Genomic DNA, 21,637 nt, shown 5'->3' on the forward strand with positions numbered 1-21,637 from the left:
TCTATCGCTATCGTGTAAACTCCCTGTATAGATTATAGGAGGATTTGCTATGAAATTTAAGTCAATTTTTATCATCTTTAACACAATTATTGTTCTTTCTTTCCTCCTGATCTTCTTTATGCCGCTATTTGTCTTGGGGGTTGAGTACGCCCGCAGTTTTTGGGCCCAGAGTTGGTACCTATTGATCCTGTTTCTCGGTGTCCTATCCGCTTTGGATTTCTACTTTATAAAGAATTGGAAGGTTTTCCAGTACCTTGAATCCGAAGATTGGAAAAATTTATCCGACCACCTAGAGAACCGCATTATTCGCCAGGGGAAGGTTTCTCATCAAGGCATAACCCTGCTTATAAATAGCTATTTAATGCAAAATCGCCTTGATGATGTCCAGGTTTTGGCCAAACACATCACCGAACACCATCCCCGGTATCTGAATAAAAATGCGGTATCTCTGGGATTACCAGTGCTGTTGCGTAATAAGACAGATGAGATCATTCACTACTATGGGCAGTTTATTTCTGATTCAGGGGATGTAAGCGACCCTTGGATCTTGTGGAACTATTCTTTTGGATTATTGATGAAGGGAGAGCGAGATCAGGCCAAGGCGCATCTGCGTAGGGCCTATCAACAGGCAGGCCGGGACGCTGTCTTAAAACTCCTCTCTGTCTACATGCTTGATTCCTTCCGGCAGGACGATCCGGAGGTGAATACCTTGGTAGGGGATTTTCTTGACTGGTTAACCGGACGGTATTCCCTGGAGCAGTGGATAGAAAAGACCAAAAAGACCAGAGACAACCTCCAGTTATTTATCATACAACGGATTGTAACCGAGGCTTCCCGTTGGGCTTTCGAAGATCAAACGGGAAGGATCGATGAAGGAGCATCGCGTGAATGAACGACTTGAGCCCATGAGCCTGGGGCGCCAGTTTCTTAAATCCCACAAACTGGATGATGTTTGCTACGACATACGTGGACCGGTGATGCAGGAATCGAAACGGCTAGAGGAGGAAGGATTTAAGATCTTAAAGTTGAATATCGGAAATCCTGCACCCTTCGGGTTTGATGCCCCTGACGAATTGATCCATGATGTCATTGTGAACCTCCGAGATGCCCAAGGGTATTGCGATAGTCAAGGGCTGTTCTCTGCCCGGAAGGCTATCATGCAGTACTACCAGACCAAACAAATCATGGGGATTGATATAGATGATATCTATATGGGTAACGGGGTGAGCGAGCTCATTGTTATGGCCATGCAAGGGCTGTTAAATTCTGGTGATGAAATTCTCGTCCCGGCGCCTGATTATCCTCTGTGGACAGCAGCCGTGACTCTCGCAGGGGGGAAACCAGTTCACTACATCTGTGATGAACAGTCAGGGTGGTATCCGGATTTGGAGGACATGGCCAATAAAATCACCCCGAAAACCAAAGGAATAGTGGTTATCAATCCAAATAATCCGACAGGTGCCGTGTATCCCCGGGAGATTCTTGAACAAATTGTTGAATTAGCGGAGAAACACGGGCTTATTCTGTTTGCCGATGAGATTTATGAGAAAATCGTATACGATGAGGCGGTTCATGTGCCCCTGGCGGGGCTTGCTGCCAATGTGGTCTGTATTACCTTTAATGGCCTCTCCAAGGCGTATAGGGCGGCAGGGTTTAGAAGCGGATGGATGGTTATTACCGGTAGAAAACAGCTGGCAGCCGGCTACCGGGATGGGATAAACATGCTGGCGAATATGCGGCTATGTGCGAATGTTCCGGCACAGTTCGCTGTACAAGCCGCCTTGGGTGGGTATCAGAGTATCCATGATCTGGTGCTCCCCGGGGGACGGCTGAGGGAGCAGCGTGATGCGGCGTGGCAGGGGATTAACGACATCCCCGGGGTAAGCTGTGTTAAGCCAGAAGGGGCTTTGTATTTATTTCCGCGGTTGGATCCGAAACGATTTTCTATTATTGATGACCAGAGGATGGTGCTGGATCTGTTGTTGGATAAGAAGATGCTCATTGTACAGGGCTCGGGATTTAACTGGATTGATAAAAATCACTTCCGCGTGGTGTTTCTTCCGGATGTGGAGACTATCCGGGAGTCGGTGGCGCGCATGAGAGATTTTTTTTCCTGGTACAAACAATAGGGATAGGGCGGGATGTTCATCGAGCAGGCACTCCCGGGTGTCAATGAGCTATGAAATAGTTCCATAGTGCGTAAAGGGTTGTAAGCGACACCGGATATTGCAGAGTAGGGTGGAACGATCTTCCCCTTGCTTGACCCGTATTCATAGCCATGATTATAATGGCCCTCCAGCCTAATAAAAGGATAATCTATGAGTGTACGAGTACGCTATGCCCCTTCGCCGACGGGGTTACAGCATATCGGCGGTTTACGAACAGCTCTCTTTAACTACTTTTTCGCGCGATCCCAGGGGGGACGCTTCATCCTCCGCGTCGAGGATACCGATCAGGAGCGATTCACTCCGGAAGCGCTGGAGGATATCTATCGAACCTTTGACTGGCTTGGGATTCAAGAGGATGAGGGACCACGGAACGGCGGTAGCTACGGCCCCTATATTCAGAGCGAGCGCAAAGGGTTGTATCAACAATACGCCCAACAGCTGATTGATACAGGGTGTGCCTACCACTGTTTTTGTACATCTGAGCGTCTGGAGCAGCTTCGACATGAGCAGACACAGACAAAACAGGGGGCTCAAGGGTACGACCGTCATTGTCGAAGCCTCTCTCCTCAGATGGTTCAGGAGCGTTTGGAAAGAGGGGAGACCTCGGTCATCCGGTTCAAAATACCCCTGGAAGGTGATACGATTGTAGAGGATTTGGTATTGGGTCCAGTTCGGAGAAAAAACGAGGATATTAGTCCAGACCCGGTGCTGTTAAAGTCAGACGGATTTCCAACCTATCACTTAGCGAATGTTGTTGATGACCATCTGATGGGAATTAGTCATATTCTTCGAGCTCAGGAATGGATTCCCTCGGGGCCCCTACACGTCCTATTATACAATGCTTTTGGGTGGGAGCCTCCGGTTTATGTACATCTACCCATGGTAATGGGTAAGGATGGTCAGAAGCTATCAAAGCGGCATGGGTCCACGGCGGTAGCCGAGTTTCGGCGCCTTGGGTATCTGCCCGAGGCCTTGATGAACTATATCAGCTTGCTAGGTTGGAGCTTGGATGACAGCAGGGAGTTCTTTTCTCGTCAGGATCTGGAAGCCCTATTTGACATTACCAGAATTAATAAATCTCCAGCAGTCTTTGATTATAAAAAATTGGAATGGTTTAACGGGCAGTACATTCGTGAGCTGGATGGAGAATCCCTTGAGAGGATGGTGATTCCCTATCTTCAGGAAGCATGTCTCGTTGAAGATCCTATTTCTGAAGGAGAGAAGACTATTCTCCACGGAGCCATTCCCCTGGCTCAGGAACGTCTGCGGCTCTTATCGGATGCGCCTGATGTTCTGGGATTTTTATTCCGAGACGAATTGAGTTTTGATCCGCTGATGTTGGTTCCCAAGGGCTTAGATGCTGCTCAGACCAAGGAGGTACTTGAGGCAGTACAACCCAAGTTGGAGTCAATCTTTTCAGGCGAAGGGACCGAGGAGGGGGAGGATCTCTTGCATCGTCTCGCAGAGGACCTAGGGAAAAAGGTTGGTCAGGTTATGATGCCGATTCGGATCGCCGTAACCGGTACGAAGGCTTCGCCTCCCCTGATTCCCTCCCTACATCTTCTGGGACAGAAGAAAACTGAGGAACGTATTGCCAGAGCGATCATTCTGTTAGAACAGATCGCCTGAGATAATCATAACGTAACTACTGAAACTGCGTAGTAATACATGGAGTAAATCACATGGCTGATAACAATCAAGACAAAACAATGGATAAAATTGTTTCTTTAGCGAAGCGTCGGGGATTCATCTTTCAATCTTCCGAGATATACGGGGGCCTCTCCTCAGCATGGGATTACGGTCCCATGGGTGTTGAACTGAAGAACCGGATACAACGGTTCTGGTGGAGGGAGATGACTCAGCTTCACGACAATATTGTCGGTCTCGACGCCGCAATTATGATGCATCCCAGGGTCTGGGAGGCCTCCGGCCATGTAGAAAACTTTCATGATCCCATGGTGGATTGTAAAAACTGTAAGAATAGGTTTAGAGCGGATCATATTGATTTGGACGCCGGTTGTCCTGTCTGCGGTGTGAGTGGACAGTTTACTGAGCCCCGGGAGTTTAATCTCATGTTTAAGACCAATATGGGTCCCATCCATGATGAAAATTCGGTGGTGTACCTGCGTCCAGAGACAGCCCAGGGCATCTATGTTAACTACAAGAATGTCGTGCAAACCAGCCGAGTTAAAATTCCCTTTGGTATCGCCCAGGTTGGTAAAGCCTTCCGGAATGAGATTGTAACAAAAAACTTCATTTTCAGAACCTGTGAATTTGAACAGATGGAGATGCAATTCTTTGTAAAACCCGGGGATGATGAGACCTGGTTTGAGTACTGGATGAAAAAGCGGATGGCGTACTATGAAAAAATCGGTATTCGCATGGAAAACCTTCATTTTCACCAGCATGGTCCCGATGAACTTGCGCATTACGCAAAGGATGCCTACGACATTGAATACAAGTTCCCCTTCGGCTGGAAGGAATTGGAAGGAATCCATAACCGTACCGACTTCGACCTTTCGCGCCATAGTGAATACAGCAAAAAAGATTTAACCTACCTTGACGAAGAAACCCGGGAGCGTTTTCTCCCGTACATCGTAGAAACTAGTGCAGGCTTAACCCGTAGCCTCCTCATGGTACTCTGTGATGCTTATGAAGAAGAACAGGTAGGAGAGGGGGATGTAAGAACGGTCCTGCGTTTCCATCCAGAACTGGCTCCCATCACCGTCGGTGTATTTCCCCTGGTTAAGAAGGATGGACTCGCCGAATTAGCGAAAGAAATTGAGATGGAGTTGCGGGAGGATTATGCAACCTTCTACGATCAAAGCGGGGCAATCGGCCGACGGTACCGCCGGCAGGATGAGATCGGTACCCCCTTCTGCGTAACCATAGACTATCAGACAAAGGATGATAATACGGTGACCCTGCGATTCCGGGATAGTATGGAGCAGATTCGGGTTTCCCGATCGGAACTCAGCGCATTGATCCGTAGTCATATTAAATCTTACAAGCGGGTGAGCTCATGAATGATTCACCTACCCAAGTCACCAACGCGGCAGTAACAAGTTCTGCCCTTGGGGTACTTCAGGAGCGTGGATTCCTGCAACAGTGTACGGATATTCAGATACTTGATGAGCTGTTCAATAAGGGATCTGTTGGGATGTACACCGGGTTTGACCCCACGGGGCCGAGCTTACATGTTGGCCACGTGGTTCCTCTCTTTGCCATGGCGCACATGGCCCGTTGTGGTCATACTGTATATGCCCTTATTGGCGGCGGTACAGCAAAGATCGGCGATCCTTCTGGTAAATCAGAGATGCGAAAGATGCTTACCCCTGAACAAATTGCGAGCAATGGGGAGAGTATCGGGCGACAGATCATGCAGTTTTTTCAAAAAGCTGGGGTATCTCCCGACCGGGTGCGGATCGTAAATAACTCAGAATGGCTTGACGGACTGCGGTACATTGAGTTCCTCCGGGATATCGGGAAACACTTTTCGGTTAACCGGATGCTCAGTTTTGAAACCTATAAAATGCGCATGGAGACCGGTCTCTCCTTTATTGAATTCAACTACCAGCTGCTGCAGAGCTATGATTTTATGGTGTTAAACCGGGATCATGGGGTTCAACTTCAGGCAGGAGGAGATGATCAATGGGGGAATATTGTAGCGGGAATTGATCTCATCCGGCGAACCGGGGGTAAGCAGTGTTTCGGGCTAACCTATCCCCTCATTACCCGTACCGATGGTAAAAAAATGGGAAAAACCGAGAAGGGGGCAGTGTTCCTGGATCCTGCTCTAACCTCGCCCTATGATTTTTTCCAATATTGGCGAAATATTCCTGATCAGGATGTTGGATCCTTTCTCAAGGTGTTTACATTTATGGATTTGGCTGAGATTGAGCAACTGAGTCACCTAGAGGGACAAGCCATAAACGAGGCAAAGGAACGTCTGGCGTTGGAGTTTACACGGTTGATCCACGGTGAAGTGGAAGCCCAGAAAGCACTGGAAACCGCTCGTTCCGCCTTCGGTTCATCCGCGGGGGCTGACATCTCGGCCATGCCATCTTTGGAGATTTCCAGGGAGGAATTCCAGAAGGGTATCGGTGTCCTTGATCTTTTTGCCAGGACATCGTTATGTGCCAGCCGCAGCGAAGCACGTCGGTTGGTTACCCAGGGTGGAGCCAGAATCCAAGATCAGGTGATACACGACCCTGAAACTATTGTTCAAGAGCAGTTCATCCAGGACGGACAGCTTATTTTAAAGGCCGGAAAAAAGCGTTTTTTCAGAATCATCCTGGTACCCTAGGAGACTGAACTACCGACCCGGTGCTACGCTGTAAAAACAAGGGGTGTTCTCTCGATTCGCGCGGCGGTTTCGCATGAAATCAACCCGTATGTAGTCAAACTGATGTGTGCTCCCGGTGCGCTGTCAATCTTGCGGGGTGCGGTGCGCTGTCCCGAGAGGCAAATTACCGATGCTGGATTATGTAGCTTCGGTGGGGTCGTTTTTTCTGGAAATCCTCAGGAATTGTCTGGTTTGTAATCTCTTTTATTGTACAAGAGCTTGCCAGGTCCTTCTCTGCTAATTTGAACTTTTTAAAGTTATTGGAAAAAAGTATTATGCCGTTTTTTGCCAATATAGCCAGCGCCTTCCGAATAAGCTCGGGATGGTCACGTTGTATATCCAGTACCCGGTCCATCTTCTTGCTGTTCGAAAAGGTCGGGGGATCTAGGACTATGAGATCGAACTGTCTTCCATCTTTTTGCGCCTTGTGTAGAAATTGAAAAACATCCATGGCGACGCATTGATGGGTTTCTCCGAAAAAACCGTTTTGCTCTAGGTTTCGCTGAGCCCAGGCGGTGTAGGTGTTGGAAAGATCAATGGAGAGCGTGCTCTGGGCACCCCCGGCCGCAGCATATACCGAAAAAGAGCCTGTGTAGCTGAAGAGATTCAGCATTCTGGCATGGAGAGCGATATCCCCTACCATTTGACGGGTTACTCGGTGATCTAAAAAAAGACCGGTGTCCAGATAATCAGAAAGATTGACCTCAAATTGTAGTCCACCCTCTTGCACGACATGGATCGTACCCTCCTGGGAAATCCGTTCATACTGTTCGCTTTTTTTCTGCCGACGGCGGTACTTTACAAAGATGTATTCTATCGGAAGTCCCAGGGCTCGACCTGCGGTGTAGGCCATAAGGTTAGTCCATCGATCATGCTCGTCATCATCCATTTCGTTAAATCTCAAAATCTCAGTAATATGAAGGTACTTATCATAGAGATCTACGGTAAAGGGCAATTCTGGAATGTCTCGATCATATATTCTGAAACACTGAACCCCTGAGCGCTTAGCCCACTTACGCAAATGGGCATGACGCTTTTTGATTCGGTTCATAAAAATGGTTTGTTGTTCAACCCATTTTTCTGGGAGGTGTTCTTCTGAGGTTAATTGATCTGAAACCATGATGCCTAGGACCTGCTGCGAGCCATTTTCACCGATAACACCGCATATCCGGATGAAAGATCTTCTTTCTGAACAATAATTCCTGATGGAACCTTTAATTTTACATTGGTGAAATTCCAAATTGCTTTTATACCGGATTGTATCAGGATCTCAGCGGTCTGCTGAGCAAAATCACTTGGAACGGTTAGGATGGCTAACTCCACCCCGAGTTCAGGGATCATCTTCGGAATATCATCGAAGGGGTGAACCGTGATGTCGTTGATGCTCTTGTCGAATTTTGCGGTGTCCACATCGAAGGCTGCAAGAATAGTGAGTCCGTGGCGGGTAAACTCAGAGTAGCCCATGAGGGCCGTACCAAGATTTCCCGCGCCTATAAGGACAGCCCTATGGTTATGATGCCAATCCAGAAAATGTGTAATTGCATCAATCAATTCACCAACGGGGAAACCAATTCGGGGTTTGCCAACAATACCGGTTATCGCGAGATCTTTTCTCACCTGTATAGGTTCCAATTCGAGTTCATCCGCGATAACGGTACCGGATATGTATTCCTTACCTTCTCGTTGTGCGGCTTCTATAATATGGAGATACGAGGGAAGTCTCTTAATTGTTGGTAGACTAGAAAGTTTAACACCAGCCATGGCTACTCCTTGGAAAAGACATTGAACAAGCTCGTTAAGCAGTATACCTTGTAAGAAGGTTTTTGGGAATCTTATCAGTATATTTATATATATATGAAACAACAAGTAACTGGAACAGTAGAAAAAATTGTCGCCGGCGGATTCGGAATCATCCGGACAGACCAAGGCGTGGTGTTTGCCCAGGGGGTATTACCCGGGGAATCGGTTGAATTCAGCATCGAGTCAGGTTCTGGAGGAACCAAGTGGGCAAGGAACATCCTGATTCAAACCCCTTCTCCCCAACGTGAAGAAGGTCCGCGGTGTGACTATTTCGGGGTTTGCGGGGGATGTGATCTTATGCACATCCAGTCCCGGCATCAGATAGGGATTAAAACAGCCATTCTCAGGGACTCACTTCTTCGCGTCGGCAAATGGCCCAAGGAAGACTTGCCGGAAATACAGACGTGGTCCGGTTCGGCGTTTCGGTACCGAACTAGAGTACAGTTCCATCTTGTAAACGGAGCCCTGGGTTTTCGGGAAAGAGGGGGCAAGACCGTATTGCCCATAAAAGCCTGCGAGGTTGCCTCCCAGGAGATACAGGATCGGTTAGAGTATCATCGGCAAACCGGAAACGGGGTAATCGAATTCTCAGAAAATAACCCTGAGTCGGAATTCTTGTTGCAGATTGTAGATAGCCAGGCTGGTGGAGGCTGTTTGGAAGGGTTGCTTCACCAAAATCAGCCCGGTAAACGTTCTGAGGAATCAGGGGCAGCCGCTCTCCGTACCAGGGGGATCCTGGCCCCCAGAACCGGATCGGTAGACATCCTTGGCAGGGGGCTGGATGCCGATGCTGCGGGGTTCTTCCAGAGTAACCATCAGGGACTGGAGGCCATGCTTAGGGTTATCCAAGAATTGTTGGCAGATCGGGAAGGAATCTCCTCAGCCCTCGAGTTGTATTGTGGGATTGGGGTTATCGGGACCATGCTACCCGAGAGTATTACAGATATGTTGGGGGTCGAAATAGATACCGAGACTGTGGCGATGGCAAGAGGAAATCTTGAGCCTCGTGGCAGGGTTGTACGGAAGAGTGTAAAGAACTTCTGTCTAAGCCCTGAGGGGAGAGAAGCCCTCAACCGTCGAGATCTTCTCGTTGCAGATCCCTCCCGTAGAGGGCTGGACAAGAGTCTGATGAATACCCTGGCAGAGATACAGTCCCCCCCCCCCTATGCCCTGCTGGTGTTCTGTGATCCCGTAAGTGCTGCGAGAGATATTGCAGGTATGAGGAAACTGGGGTATCGCATAGAACACCTTCAACTATTTGATTTCTACCCCCAAACAAGCCACTTTGAGACTCTCGCATTTCTCTCTCGGAGACAGGAATGACGCAAATCCGGCAGGTAGTCCTGACTTTCTTTTATTCATTCAGCTCAGTCGCTGGGATGACGCATATCCGGTTGGTAGTAGGGATTTGTGCCCTCCTCGGAACGGGACTATTCACTCCCGGGACTGCCCAGGACTGGAGGGTCATGAGTGATGAGGTGTTTACCGGCCAGGTGGTGGGGCAGCCCATCCTGGTCGGGGATTCCCTCTACGTACTCACCGGAGACAGACAGCTCCACCGGTTCTTTCAGACACCCGGGGAGTGGAACCTCGATGAACCGATAGCCTTGCCCCGGCGAGGTGCGGGTCTGATGAAATTAAATTCCCAACTGGCATTGTTGGAGCTTAGTGACAGAACCTGGTATCTGGTAGGTAACAGAGGTGTTATTTCCCAGCGGCGTTCTGGAGAGCCAGGGACGAATTGGAGAGAATTTCATCAGGACTTGGATGAGGATCCTGCAAATCCCGTGGATGGCGAGACCCTTGAGGAAGTCCTTGGGTCAGCGGAACTGCCATTGGATGTCCGGGGTAATATAATCGGTTATCAGATTAATAAGCAAATTCTGGCTGTCATCCACCGGGGCTGGAGAATAATTCTGCTGCAGAATGGGCCCAGGGGTATGGTCCCCGGAAAAATCCCCGGAACTTCTCAAGGGATGGGGGCCTCGGTTGATCGGCGTTCCACGGGATGGCGTTATCTTGAATCCTTAATACAAGAGGATCCCTCGGGTGAAGCCGTACTGAGGACGATCGTTACGCGTGGCCAGGAGGCGGATGCCGGCAGGATAGACATGCAGCGCTTTGTTGATCTCGCATTGCCAGTGTTCTGGTACGGGATAGTATCAGGAAGTCCCGGGCTGGATTCCTCAGCACGGCTGGAAGTGCTTGGGGAACTGCTCAGGAGGGCTGACTGGAGGACAGTGGAAGGGCTGGTGAATATGGTGGCCTATGAATATGATTTCATCGTGTTTATACGGTTGTTGGAGGAGCTTTCCAGGGATTGGTGGCCCCTGATTGCACTTTATCAGGAGTCTTTCACGGAAAGACTCCATAGTTTTGTGGCTCAAGGCATCCGGAATGAGAATTTAAGCCTGGATTCCGAGATCCGCAGTATTGTAGGGGTGTACGGTATTATGAGAAGTAAACTCGCTGCCCAGGTCCTGAACCGTCTCTTTCCCCGGGAGTTCTGGGAACTGAGTATCATGGTCGCCCGACTGAATAGTACACGTAGGATGGTAATGGAACGGTGAAACTAGGTGTATAATTTTTTCCACCTAGAGTATAGTAGAGAGTATACACGATCAGGAGTGGCAGTATGAAGAAGTTGTGGTTACTACTTGGATTCCTCGGTGTCTTGGGTGCTCCGGTTATTTCTTTAGAAGTTGATGAGGAAGAATTAACTTCCAGTCTGGATCGTACAATACAATTTGAAAACTACGCGGGCCCGGTAGAAAAGTTTGAGACGGCTCAGGAGATTCGTTCCATCGGAACTGCCTTCGTGAACCAGTTGGGTCGTACCGAGGATGGACGCTTGGCCGCAGGGAATGCCGGCTATTTCGGAAAGTACCGGCTATTCCACATTCCCCCTGTTCCAGGGCAACCGGGTCGGGGTGCGGATATCCTGGAACTCCTTCCCAACGCCCAGGTCGATCATATTGATAACCTGCGTCGGATACTATCTGCATATCTCGAGTCAGCCTACGGATACTCCCCTGAGGATGCCCAAACCCTGGGAGTATTTGTAACCCTGTATAACGCCATACACCGGGGAGCCTATCCCCGGTTTCAGGAGCGGTACAATGGGGAGGTCATGGGGATTCTAAGGCCCGAACATCTTGGAATTGCCCTTTCCTACCGTGAATGGCCGGGAGCTACCCAGCTTGTCATCCCCTTGGCCGTAGATAGTCCGCCCGGGCAGCTATCTACCGTTCCTGCGGATGAACTAGCCTCACCCGAGGTCGTGGAGACCCTCAGAGATCAGCCCGATCGTGGGATTGAGGAGCGTCAGCAGGTAGTTGATCTCATTGACCGATCGGTGGAACAGGAAACCGATCAGATTCAAGAGCAACGCAGAATCCTGGAATCAACTCAGCAGGAACCAGCCCAACCTGCAGAAGAAACCCCGGGCTCCGAACCCTCGGCAGCCTCGGAGGATGCAAGATCGCCAGCTCAAACACCGGGTGATGCAGCTCAGCCGCGGGAAACACCGGAAGCCCAATCCCCGTCAAGTCCGGAACAACAGCCCCAGACCGATTCTCCCGCAGACAGCCCCGCGGCCCCTGAAGTAACGCCTTCCGAGCAGCCCTCCGAGGAGAGCCCCGAGCCTGAAACCCAAACACCGGTTACCCAGGAACAACTTGATCAGCGCGAGGAGGAGCTTCGGCAAGCCCAGGAGCGGAGCGATGAGATCCGGCAGGAGACCGCCCAGGATATCGCGGATTTGGAACAACCCGCCAGACAGGTTCCTCCGGTGCCGGTGGTTTTCAGCGACACCAGGATGGTAGACGGGAGCCTGCGTTCACGGTACAGCATCCTGGATGCCAATACGGGAGAGACGATGCACCGGGGGTTGGATACCGAATTTCTTGGCCGCCGGTTAGTGAGCACCCCAGCTGGATATCTTGGCCTCAGTCTCTCCGGGGATTTCGCCAGGCTGCTTCTTGTAAATCTGGAAGAGGGGCAGGTTGTCCAAGAGTCGGAGAACATCATCTACACCTACAGCGACTTGGCATACCATCAAGAAGGTGCGGTCCTCTATGCGGTGGTGTATCGGGACGGCGACTGGTATGTGGGTGGTTTTGACGAAGCTCTGAGCCTACAGATGATCTCAGTGGTAACGGTGCGTCCGGAAACAAGCCTTATTATAAAGGATTCGGTACTCCTGGTATCCCGGAAGGACGGCCGTATTTCACGGCTTTTATTGGATGATTTGCGAGTAAATAGTCCTTCTGGGGAGGGTCGGTGAGGTGAACAAATTCCACGGGCGGACGATCCAGTTAGTGCGGGACCTCAGCACGGATGAGCAAATCTACCTATACGAACAAACCAGGCGCTTGAAGGATGAACTGTCCCAGGGAGGCAGGGGAGAGGATTTCCGTATAAAGGATCCCGATCTAGCTGCGTATCTTTTCTTCATGGAGGATTCCACCCGAACCAAGGAGAGTTTCCGGAACGCAGCAAAATTCCATGGCATAACGGTAAATGACTTTGACGCAAAAAGCTCATCCTTCCAAAAGAAGGAAAGCATCACCGATACCGTTAAAATGCTCCTGGGATATAACCCCGCGAGCCTCTTCATTATTCGCAGCAGGATAGAGGGGGTATGCCGGTGGTTGGAAACTGCTATGGGCCAGTATGCTGAGACCATGGGGTTTCCAAAACCATCTTTTATCAATGCTGGGGATGGCCGGCATGAACACCCCACCCAGGAATTTCTTGATGAGTTTAGTTTTCTGGAACATCTGTCCTGGGACCGCTCACAGATCCATATTGCCCTGGTAGGAGATCTCTTCCATGGACGCACTATTCACTCCAAGGTTGACGGGTTGGGAATCTTTTCCGAGGTTCGGGTTGATTTGATCGCCCCCCCGGACATTATGATGCCCGGGTACTATATCAACGCCATGAAGGAGCGAGGATTCGAGGTGAGGATCTTTGAATCCATACAGGAGTATCTTGATCAGCATCAGGTCGCGTCGATCTGGTATTTTACCAGGCTCCAATTAGAGCGTATGGGGGAACGGTTGCAAAACAGGGCAGGAGAATTGCGAAAGGCCGTTACATTCCAACATGATTGGATGAACCGCCTGCCCCCCGGAACCCGCTTCTTCCATCCCCTTCCCCGACATAGCGAGACACCGACCATCCCGAGTTTTTTGGATACCACACCCCTCAACGGTTGGGATGCTCAGAGCAGGAATGGCTACCTCACCCGGATAATCGAGATTGGGCTCCTAGGCGGGACGCTTGGCGCAGATTTCTCCGGCACCAGCATTGTACCCCAGAGTTTCGACGGCAGTTTCATTTTTGAGGCTCCGGTGGTACACAGGAAGAAGCGGGAGTATAAGATCGGTATCAGGCCGGTAGAGAACGGCATGGTTATCGATCATATTGGCAAGGGCAAGAGTCCTCAAGTGATATGGGAACATATTAGTACGATTCGAAGGTTATTGAATCTCAATGTGGTTAGTAGCCACGGGGTATACCGATCCGAGGGAGAAGGGGTATTTAAGGGTATCATTTCTCTTCCCGGTCAGCGGGATTTTGAACAGCAGGCCATGGAGACCTTGGGGGCGGCGGCTCCGGGATGTACCCTCAACCGAATTCAGGTTGCTCAGGTTGTGCAAAAGCTTCGCATCGGCTTGCCGCCCAGGGTGCAAGGACTAACCGGAACCCGGTGTAAAAACGAGGACTGTGTTTCTTCTCCTGAACTACATGAGCCGATCTTACCCGATTTCTACCGATCCGGTGAGAATCTACTCATCTGCCGATTCTGTGAAACACCCCACTCCTTCAACGAGATCTGGGGTAGTAGTTGGGCTGGTGAGCAGTTCTGAGACGGGTAAGGGGATACCAAACCCGTCCTAACGGGTTCATGCAGTACTGCATTTCGGGGGTATCAAGGACAATCTCCCAGCCGGGGTGAAGCAAAGTCACCATCCAAAATGTCACCATCCAAGCCGGCACCCCCCCCCGAGAATGCTTCAGGACTGCACCGCTATCCGTACGCAATACATGGGTGGGCGTTGGAACCTACCCTCAACGGGGATGTTTCTTAAACAGACGGGAAAACAGGTTTTTTACCCACAGGAGAATCCGGGTGACCAAGGAAGGCCGCTTAAGCTTATCCAGAAGAACATATGCATCGGCGAGTTCCTCGGGGGCAAGACTTTTTCTGTGGAGATTCTCTTCGATCTCCATTTCAAGGTTAGTGGCAGAATCGAGGTTGGTAATTACTCGAACCTGAATGGTTTCCCATCCTAGACGGCGGACAGATTCCAGCCGCCGGTGGCCAGCGATAAGCTCTTTTTTACTATTCACCACGATGGGATTCATCAATCCGTGTTTGCTGATGCTTTCCATTAGTCCGGAGAGGTCGCCGAGGTTCTTTCTTATTCGATCACGAATTATTATCTCTGAGACTTGTAGCTGCATAGTAATTTACCTCCCGCATTAATCCAGGTATGGATTACCTAGAATACTCCCACTGGTATCATCATTCAATAATGGATTTCCGTCAAACATAGTGGGATCATCGGAGCTGCCAGGGGTTGATTGGGAAGATTCGGTATTCCCGGCTGAATCATCCCCGGAGGTTACCGTACCGGTGGTGATGTCATCAAGGAGTCTGTCCAATTCCGGATCAAGGGTCAGTGAAACATCGACCGTACCGATAAGGGTAGATCCTGAGGTACTGGTATATGTAACCAGGGGACTGGTTCCTGCGGATCCGCCAATCAATTTACTCTGCAGCTGGGTGACTACGGCCTCCTGCTGTTCGGCCTGGTATTCCTGAGAGAAATCAAATGCGGTTGGTTGGGTACCGGTACGGAAAACCTCCGTGTAGGTGGAACCCGTGTAGCCCGCCGGGGGAATAAGCCCGTTGGCGGAGGTAACCTCCATTTCAGTAATGCCGGATCCCGGCTTTACAAAATCGCGCCACGGAAGGCCCTCATGAATGGCCTTCATGTATCGCGCCCAGATAGGGCCGGAGGTGATGGCGCCGGTTTGATTAACACCTAAACTCTGGTTTCCACTATCAAATCCAATCCAAATGGCGGTAGTATAGTAGGGGGTAAATCCCAGGGTCCAAGCATTAGTCCAGTTCTGGGTTGTTCCGGTTTTTCCTGCGGTCGGTAGATCAAAGTCGCCAACCAAAGTACGAGGATAGCGCAGGGTACCGTATTCGACGGTATCCTGGAGGATGTCAGTCATTATATAGGCGGTCTGCGGACTGATGATCTGGGCAGCCTGTCCCTTTCTTGACTGAGCGAGTCTGATCTCTTTTTCCGGCTCCGCAATGACCCTTCCAAATCTATCCTCAACGTACTGAATGGCTATTGGAACTACCTCCCGCCCTTGATTCGGGAAAACGGCGAAGGCCTTTGCCATTTCAATTGGTGAGGTTGAAATGATTCCTAGACCGAGGGGATAGGAACGGGCGAAATTTCTTTGGATGAGCTCCCGTTCGGGTATTCCCAACATTCTGGAGGAATAGTCGATTGCGGCATCGAACCCCAAACGGCTTAGGATTCTGATTGAGGGTACGTTCATCGAACGGGCCAGGGCTGTACGGGCCAGCACTGGTCCTACCCATTCACCACGGTAGTTTTCCGGTCTGTAGGGGGTGCCGTCATCGTTCCAGAATACTACCGGTGAATCGTAGATCATGGTAGCGGGTGTTATTGCCTCTGTCTCAATGGCTGCGGCATAGTACAGCGGTTTGAACGAGGATCCTGGTTGCTTTCGCGCCCGTGTGGCCCGGTTGAAGCTGTTAGTCTCGGGATCAAAGGGGGAACCTCCTACCATTGCCACAATATGACCGGTATCGTTCTGCAGGGTGATGAGTGCTCCCTCAACGGTGGTAGTATCGGATTTCCCTTGGCTATCCAACAAAGCGGTCAACGAGCTGCGCCTTAGGGGATCCTGGGCTGTGGGTTGGAATTGATACAGAAGGGCGTTGAGACCGGGATTTAGCATCTGCAGAAAATACTGTTTAGCTAGCTGAAGCTGTTTCTGTCCTGCAACACGTAACTGGGGAATATTAAATGCTAGGGAGAGTGCATCCACCGTCGGGGCGAAAATCTCCGCGGCGTAACTGCTGCGCTGGGCGACATTATTCTCATAGATTGCATTTGCACTGGAAAGTCCGGAGTAGAGCCGAGATTCGGCCTCTCTCTGAAAATCGAGATCCAGGGTGGTATACACCGTAAAGCCGTCACGGTAGATGTCATAGCTGCCCAGAAGAATCTCATTTTGTAGGGTTTGAAAAACATAATCGCTGAAGTAGGGAGCCTGATCATCCCGTTGAAGGTACGCACTCGGTCGGTTGCTCCTACTGTAATCATAGTTGGCCCAGTACTCCTCAAAGGATTGATCAACTTCCTCCTGGGTTGCAAATCCGTTGGTTACCATTTCATTGAGAACAGTTCTCTGCAGCCCTTGGGCAGTGTTAGGATTGAGGATTGGAGAATAACGCCCTCCGGGGCTTGCAAGTTGAATGACCAAAATCGCTGATTCTGCCAGGGTCAGGTCCCGAGCGGAGTGACCGAAGTAGAGTTTACTCGCAGCCTCAACGCCGTAGGTCCCGTGCCCGAAATACGAATAATTCAGGTATTCCTGGAGTATTTCATTTTTGGTCCACTTCCGCTCCAATTGAAAGGCGTACCAGAGCTCAATGAGTTTTCTTCTGAGGGAGAAATCACTTCGATCCGCAAAAATCAACCCAGCCAACTGCTGAGTAATGGTCGAACCGCCTCCCTGGTAGTTGTTTGTGAGTATTCCGATTGCCGCACGACCGATGCCGGTTATGCTGAAACCGTTGTGGGAGAAAAATTCCTTGTCTTCCCGACTGAGAATGGCGTAGATCAAGGCCTTGGGCAGCTCCTCAATAGAAATAAGCTCCCGCTTTTCATCGGAGAAAAACTGGGTGATTAATCGTCCATTTCTGTCCAACAACCGTGTCGGTAGGGCGGCTTGGGTCTGATTAATGGATTCAATCGAACCGAGATTCCGCATCTCTGAAATGCTGATGCCCAGGAGGATTCCTATAGTTACTGTAAAAAAAATCACTAGAGCGGCGACAATTCGTAACCCTAGAATCATGCGGTTTGTCCAAGTACCCATAACTGCCAAGATTAGGCAATGCCCATGCCTTTGTCAATCCAGGGCGCAACCCCGTTGAAGGTTTATCCCAGGGATCTGCCTAACGCTTTTCTCGTCTCCTTATTATCTACGGTTACTATGCTCATCGACCCCCACCCAGGGACATCGAGGGGCGTATGTCCCGATGCCCGGAGCCGGAGTTTCCGACCGCTGCACTTCCAAATATAAAAAAAGGCCGGTCTGCAGAACCGGCCTTTACCCCGAAGGGTGCCGAAGTAAATATAGTAAACTGGGAGGGGAACTATATTTACCCGACAACCCTATTATCGTAAATTCCGGAGGATCCGTTAACACTTTCTTACCGAAATTCCTAGAAAAAACCACTGAAATGCTGCAATGTTACAGATCCCTTGATTATGCTGGCGATTATGCTGGGGTTGAGGAGGTAAAAACCGGTAGAATCCTAGTACCGCAGAGCTCTGATGAAGTGTGCAGGGTTGACAACCTCTCCATTCTTATGAATTTCAAAATGAAGATGCCGTCCCGTGGATAATCCGGTATTTCCCATAATCCCTACACCATCTCCTGTACGGACATCCTGGCCTTTTTTAACCAGAACCTGTTCTAAGTGGGCGTACCGGGTTGTAAAGACCCCATCATGCTCAATCTCCAGGTACAACCCATAAATCGGATCAACCCCCACATGGGAAACCCGGCCGCCCGCACTGGCCCGAACATATAAATCATCGGTATCCGAAGCCAAATCGATGCCATGGTGGTACCGTGTTCCCTCCCCGAAGGGATTTACATCCATGCCGAAGGGAGCGGTTATACGGTAATTACGAAGGGGGATGGAAAAATATACCTGATATAGCAACAGCCGTTCCGAGGATGTCAGTCTTGCACCAGGGAAAAAAAGCCAAGCACCCTCGTAATCGGAATTCGTACCCGGCCCGATATGGAGCTCCACACCTTCGCTCCTCCGATCGTCACCCGCTAAACGCCCATGGATCATGTCCTCCAAGTCATTTTTTGGCGAAGGAGATACGAACAGTCCCGGTTGGTTCGGAATGAGGATAGGGAAGGCCACCGGCTGATTGATCGATTCTAGTCGGTTCAAACTGGCCAAGGTATCTACAGGGATATTGGTCCGGGAGGCGATGGCAAGAAGGGTAGAGGGAGGATTTGGGATGTCTGCCCACTGGGGATTATAGAGCAGGAGGGAGAGTTCCGGGGGATCCTGGACACTTACCTCCGCCTGGTAAAACCGGGATATACTTTCCTGGAGAAAGGTATAACTCCCCGATCCGGGCTGCAGGGAAAGGCGGGGAAAACTCGGAGGTTCCTGGGAATAGGAAAGGGATATCCCTATCGCGAGGAACCAAACCAGAGCCGCCATGCCTGCATCCCCTCGGCTTCGAACCCGTACGTTCATAGCATTGGTACCATGAAGGGAGCTGCAAGTTCCGGGGGAACCCGTTTGTTCTCCAGGCTGGTAAACCCGAGTCGTCGCAGCGGGTCGTCGGGGGTATGAAAGTCTGAACCCCCGGAGACTAATAACCCGAGCTCCCGGGCAATCCTGAGAACCTTCCCGGAATCCCGGGAGGACATCCGTGAATGGTAGGCCTCGATTCCGTCCAAGCCCAGTTCCTTCCACTCCTGGAGAGAACGCTTGAGAGGTGACCAGTTTAGATGCAGGGATAGCGGATGGGCGATGATAGCTTTTCCTCCTGCCATGTGGATGGCTTGGATACCCGCAGCCAGATCAATTCCCTGGCGCGGTTCAAAGAGCGGTTTCCCCTGGCCAAGAAACCTGTCAAAGGCATCCTGAACGGTTTTTGCCCATCCCTTTTGCACCAGGTACTGGGCGAAGTGGGGCCTGCCGATTACGGTGCCTTGGGTCTGGGCCTGAATACTCCCATAATCCCCGGGAATTCCGGCGGCGTTCATTCTTTTGACGATCCGAAGATTTCGTCTGGTGCGCTCGGCCTGAGCCTGGTCGATCAGGAGTTCCATGGTATGGTGATAGTCATAGATTCCCAGCCCCAGGAGGTGGAACGCTCCCTTCGCGTATGCAATTTCTATTTCTATACCGGGTATGAGGGTGATTCCCAGGCGTTCGGCCTCCCTCATAGCCTCGGGTAACCCTGCAACGGTATCGTGGTCGGTAACAGCCAGGTGGGTAATGCCCAGTTCCTTTGCGAGGCTGACCAACTCTCCGGGACTGAGACTTCCATCCGATGCGGTAGTATGGCTGTGCAGATCAATCATCATAAATTTGACATTAACGGTGAGGAATTACAAGGTCAAGAAAAAAGTACTATTGTACAGAATGTGTTCTGTCCATTAGAATACTACGTATTGGTAGATAACCAGCCAGAAGGAGAACATCAGTGCCCCGTGCAGTTCAATATAAGGCAGACTCAGTCATCTATTTTGCTGGTGATACAGGCGATAAGATTTTTATTCTCCAGCAGGGCAAGGTGGTACTTCGCACCAGAGATATTGAGACCGGCGAGGAGGTGTCCGATCTCATACAAACCGGTGAATTCTTCGGCGTTAAGTCTGCTCTGGGACGGTATCCCCGGGAGGATGACGCCATGGTAATCTCCGATTCTCTGGTCGTGGTATTCACGGTTCCTGAATTTGAGCAGGTGGTCAGTAATAATACCAGGGTTATTATGAAGATGCTCAAGGTCTTCTCCAACCAGCTTCGCCGCATCCATGGAAAGGTTCGTAACCTCATCGGTGAGGGTGAGGCGGTCAATCCGGAAGATGGTTTATACAATATCATCGAGTACTATCTGGGGCGGAAGAGCTACAAGGAAGCGTTGTACACCATAAACCGCTATATTCAGTACTACCCCCAGGGCCGCTTTATTGATTCGGTTCGAAAGTACCAGGCTCAGGCAGAGCAGTACGCTCAGAAATACGGCCAGGGTAGGGGTCCGGCCTTTACCTCGGGGATGTCCGGGCATGAGAATCACCCTGAACCCGCCAGCCCTCGGGCGCCCAAGGGCGGTGTAGCGGTAAGCTCAACCTCAGCTGACCTGCCGGAGGAGAGTCCCGATGATCAGAGTTATTACCAGGTACTAAATCTGGTGGGAACCGGCTCCTATTCCGAAGCTTTGGGGCTACTGAAGCCGATGATTGATAAGGGTGAATCGGGAGAGTACTATGTGCCGGCCCTGTTCCAGATTGGCCGGTGTTTTTTCGGCCAGGAGCTGTACGATAAGGCTATTAAACACCTAACAGGGACCATTCAGAAGTATCCAAAGATGGATGATTTCGCCGAGGCCTTGCTGCTTATCGGGCAGAGCTATGAGAAGAGTGGGAATACGGCAAAGGCTAGTGCGGTGTTTCAGAAAATTGTCCAATCCAATGAACTTGATGAAGTAACACGACGGAAGGCAAGGAAGGCGTTGAATGAAATCAGATGACAAGCTCACCCTCATGAATAACCCTGCCTTTGAGCGCTTCGCAGTTACCTATCAGAAGGGGGATCTGCTCTTTGTGGAGTTCGAGCCTGGCGATAGTTTTTACCTTATTCAAGAAGGAAGGGTTCGGATTTCAAAGATTATGAGCGGCCTGGAAAAAACTATTGATGTTCTATATCCCGGGGAAATTTTCGGTGAGATGGCCATCCTCGAGGAGGCACCCCGATCCGCCAATGCCCAGGCCCTGGACAAGGTAAAGGCTCTGGCATTTAACCGGGCAAATTTTGAGCTACTCATGCAGGGGAATCCCCAGATTGCTATGAAACTGCTCAAACTCTTCACCAAGCGGATTTATGACCAGCGTAGGAGGTTTCAAATCCTAACCCTGGATGATCCACATGCCAAGGTCGCCGATGTATTCTGCATGCTCGCCGAGGGGCAAAGTGCTGAGCAGGCCCTGTCCGAGACCCGGACATTTCAAACAAGTCCTGAGGATATTGCCCACTGGGCCGGAATGTCCCCCGATAAAACCCAAGAGGTGTTGAATCACTTCTCTAGTCAGCATCGGATCGAAATCATGCACGACAGAATTATTGTAAAAAATATTCACGATCTTCAACGCCTGGTGGTTAGCAGAAAGCGGGCGTTCTAATAGGATTCTATAGTGCGCAAAAGCCTGTAACTTTTTCGCGCCTCAGAAACCCCCAGAGCACACCCGCCTCATCACGCCGAAATGTACTTCG

17 protein-coding genes are annotated in these 21,637 nt (G+C 50.5%); 11 read left to right on the plus strand and 6 right to left on the minus strand.

Annotated features, from left to right (window positions below; translation table 11 throughout):
* Nucleotides 1-49 precede the first annotated feature (49 nt).
* The 5 genes from DC28_RS03080 to tyrS all read left to right on the plus strand — a co-directional run bounded on the left by DC28_RS03080 (nt 50) and on the right by tyrS (nt 6,474).
* Nucleotides 50-892 (plus strand): hypothetical protein, encoded by an 843-nt coding sequence (locus DC28_RS03080; protein WP_037545644.1) that lies wholly within the window; start codon nt 50-52, stop codon nt 890-892.
* Nucleotides 885-2,129, plus strand: coding sequence for a pyridoxal phosphate-dependent aminotransferase (locus DC28_RS03085; protein WP_280938002.1), 1,245 nt, complete (start codon nt 885-887; stop codon nt 2,127-2,129). The genes DC28_RS03080 and DC28_RS03085 overlap by 8 nt, the downstream gene beginning before the upstream one ends.
* Nucleotides 2,130-2,318: 189 nt before the next feature.
* Entirely contained in the window at nt 2,319-3,797 is a 1,479-nt protein-coding gene (gene gltX / locus DC28_RS03090) for a glutamate--tRNA ligase (RefSeq protein WP_037545647.1), read from the plus strand.
* Between the two features lie 53 nt (nt 3,798-3,850).
* Nucleotides 3,851-5,194 (plus strand): glycine--tRNA ligase, encoded by a 1,344-nt coding sequence (locus DC28_RS03095; RefSeq protein ID WP_037545650.1) that lies wholly within the window; start codon nt 3,851-3,853, stop codon nt 5,192-5,194.
* A complete protein-coding gene (gene tyrS, locus DC28_RS03100) occupies nt 5,191-6,474 on the plus strand; it encodes a tyrosine--tRNA ligase (protein ID WP_037545653.1) in 1,284 nt (427 codons plus the stop codon). The genes DC28_RS03095 and tyrS overlap by 4 nt, the downstream gene beginning before the upstream one ends.
* A gap of 163 nt (nt 6,475-6,637) precedes the next feature.
* On the opposite strand, the gene DC28_RS03105 is transcribed toward tyrS, so the two are convergent.
* Complete coding sequence (locus tag DC28_RS03105; RefSeq protein ID WP_052078380.1) at nt 6,638-7,633, minus strand: class I SAM-dependent methyltransferase; 996 nt, start codon at nt 7,631-7,633, stop codon at nt 6,638-6,640.
* 5 nt (nt 7,634-7,638) lie between these two features.
* Nucleotides 7,639-8,274: a redox-sensing transcriptional repressor Rex gene (locus tag DC28_RS03110; protein WP_037545655.1), complete on the minus strand. Its 636-nt coding sequence runs from the start codon at nt 8,272-8,274 to the stop codon at nt 7,639-7,641.
* Nucleotides 8,275-8,367: 93 nt separating this feature from the next.
* Between DC28_RS03110 and DC28_RS03115 the strand changes: the two genes are divergently transcribed.
* From DC28_RS03115 to pyrB, 4 genes are all read left to right on the plus strand, one after another.
* Complete coding sequence (locus DC28_RS03115) at nt 8,368-9,636, plus strand: class I SAM-dependent RNA methyltransferase (protein WP_037545659.1); 1,269 nt, start codon at nt 8,368-8,370, stop codon at nt 9,634-9,636.
* Nucleotides 9,633-10,883, plus strand: coding sequence for a hypothetical protein (locus DC28_RS03120; RefSeq protein WP_037545662.1), 1,251 nt, complete (start codon nt 9,633-9,635; stop codon nt 10,881-10,883). The genes DC28_RS03115 and DC28_RS03120 overlap by 4 nt, the downstream gene beginning before the upstream one ends.
* Before the next feature lie 65 nt (nt 10,884-10,948).
* On the plus strand, nt 10,949-12,598 hold the full coding sequence (locus tag DC28_RS03125) for a P83/100 family protein (RefSeq protein WP_037545665.1): 1,650 nt from the start codon (nt 10,949-10,951) through the stop codon (nt 12,596-12,598).
* A 1-nt stretch (nt 12,599) separates the two neighbouring features.
* Nucleotides 12,600-14,189: an aspartate carbamoyltransferase gene (pyrB, locus tag DC28_RS03130; RefSeq protein WP_037545670.1), complete on the plus strand. Its 1,590-nt coding sequence runs from the start codon at nt 12,600-12,602 to the stop codon at nt 14,187-14,189.
* A 202-nt stretch (nt 14,190-14,391) separates the two neighbouring features.
* Here the strand turns inward: pyrB and DC28_RS03135 are convergent, their stop codons facing one another.
* The 4 genes from DC28_RS03135 to DC28_RS03150 all read right to left on the minus strand — a co-directional run bounded on the left by DC28_RS03135 (nt 14,392) and on the right by DC28_RS03150 (nt 19,731).
* Entirely contained in the window at nt 14,392-14,787 is a 396-nt protein-coding gene (locus DC28_RS03135) for a ParB N-terminal domain-containing protein (RefSeq protein ID WP_037545673.1), read from the minus strand.
* An 18-nt stretch (nt 14,788-14,805) separates the two neighbouring features.
* Nucleotides 14,806-17,478, minus strand: coding sequence for a penicillin-binding protein 1A (locus tag DC28_RS03140; RefSeq protein WP_037545675.1), 2,673 nt, complete (start codon nt 17,476-17,478; stop codon nt 14,806-14,808).
* A gap of 442 nt (nt 17,479-17,920) precedes the next feature.
* The gene (locus DC28_RS03145) at nt 17,921-18,892 is read right to left on the minus strand and encodes a M23 family metallopeptidase (protein WP_081941853.1); all 972 of its coding nucleotides are present in this window, start codon (nt 18,890-18,892) and stop codon (nt 17,921-17,923) included.
* Nucleotides 18,889-19,731 (minus strand): PHP domain-containing protein, encoded by an 843-nt coding sequence (locus DC28_RS03150; protein ID WP_052078383.1) that lies wholly within the window; start codon nt 19,729-19,731, stop codon nt 18,889-18,891. The genes DC28_RS03145 and DC28_RS03150 overlap by 4 nt, the downstream gene beginning before the upstream one ends.
* Nucleotides 19,732-19,850: 119 nt before the next feature.
* On the opposite strand from DC28_RS03150, the gene DC28_RS03155 reads away from it, so the two are divergent.
* Both DC28_RS03155 and DC28_RS03160 read left to right on the plus strand, forming a co-directional pair.
* Nucleotides 19,851-20,897 carry a cyclic nucleotide-binding domain-containing protein gene (locus tag DC28_RS03155; protein ID WP_037545678.1) on the plus strand — a complete coding sequence of 349 codons (1,047 nt, stop codon included), beginning with the start codon at nt 19,851-19,853 and terminating at the stop codon, nt 20,895-20,897.
* The gene (locus DC28_RS03160) at nt 20,884-21,546 is read left to right on the plus strand and encodes a Crp/Fnr family transcriptional regulator (protein ID WP_408020225.1); all 663 of its coding nucleotides are present in this window, start codon (nt 20,884-20,886) and stop codon (nt 21,544-21,546) included. Before DC28_RS03155 ends, DC28_RS03160 begins: the two co-directional genes overlap by 14 nt.
* The last annotated feature ends 91 nt before the right edge of the window (nt 21,547-21,637 follow it).

It is taken from the genome of Spirochaeta lutea (assembly GCF_000758165.1).
Lineage (GTDB): Bacteria > Spirochaetota > Spirochaetia > DSM-27196 > Salinispiraceae > Spirochaeta_D > Spirochaeta_D lutea.

Excerpts from the sequence above, each read along its gene's own strand:
- DC28_RS03110 (WP_037545655.1), bottom strand. The coding sequence starts at position 8,274 with ATGGCTGGTGTTAAACTTTCTAGTCTACCAACAATTAAGAGACTTCCC.
- tyrS (WP_037545653.1), top strand. The coding sequence starts at position 5,191 with ATGAATGATTCACCTACCCAAGTCACCAACGCGGCAGTAACAAGTTCT.
- DC28_RS03080 (WP_037545644.1), top strand. The coding sequence starts at position 50 with ATGAAATTTAAGTCAATTTTTATCATCTTTAACACAATTATTGTTCTT.
- DC28_RS03115 (WP_037545659.1), top strand. The coding sequence starts at position 8,368 with ATGAAACAACAAGTAACTGGAACAGTAGAAAAAATTGTCGCCGGCGGA.
- DC28_RS03150 (WP_052078383.1), bottom strand. The coding sequence starts at position 19,731 with ATGATGATTGATCTGCACAGCCATACTACCGCATCGGATGGAAGTCTC.
- DC28_RS03125 (WP_037545665.1), top strand. The coding sequence starts at position 10,949 with ATGAAGAAGTTGTGGTTACTACTTGGATTCCTCGGTGTCTTGGGTGCT.
- DC28_RS03105 (WP_052078380.1), bottom strand. The coding sequence starts at position 7,633 with ATGGTTTCAGATCAATTAACCTCAGAAGAACACCTCCCAGAAAAATGG.
- DC28_RS03120 (WP_037545662.1), top strand. The coding sequence starts at position 9,633 with ATGACGCAAATCCGGCAGGTAGTCCTGACTTTCTTTTATTCATTCAGC.
- DC28_RS03160 (WP_408020225.1), top strand. The coding sequence starts at position 20,884 with ATGAAATCAGATGACAAGCTCACCCTCATGAATAACCCTGCCTTTGAG.
- DC28_RS03095 (WP_037545650.1), top strand. The coding sequence starts at position 3,851 with ATGGCTGATAACAATCAAGACAAAACAATGGATAAAATTGTTTCTTTA.
- DC28_RS03140 (WP_037545675.1), bottom strand. The coding sequence starts at position 17,478 with ATGGGTACTTGGACAAACCGCATGATTCTAGGGTTACGAATTGTCGCC.
- DC28_RS03135 (WP_037545673.1), bottom strand. The coding sequence starts at position 14,787 with ATGCAGCTACAAGTCTCAGAGATAATAATTCGTGATCGAATAAGAAAG.
- DC28_RS03145 (WP_081941853.1), bottom strand. The coding sequence starts at position 18,892 with ATGAACGTACGGGTTCGAAGCCGAGGGGATGCAGGCATGGCGGCTCTG.
- gltX (WP_037545647.1), top strand. The coding sequence starts at position 2,319 with ATGAGTGTACGAGTACGCTATGCCCCTTCGCCGACGGGGTTACAGCAT.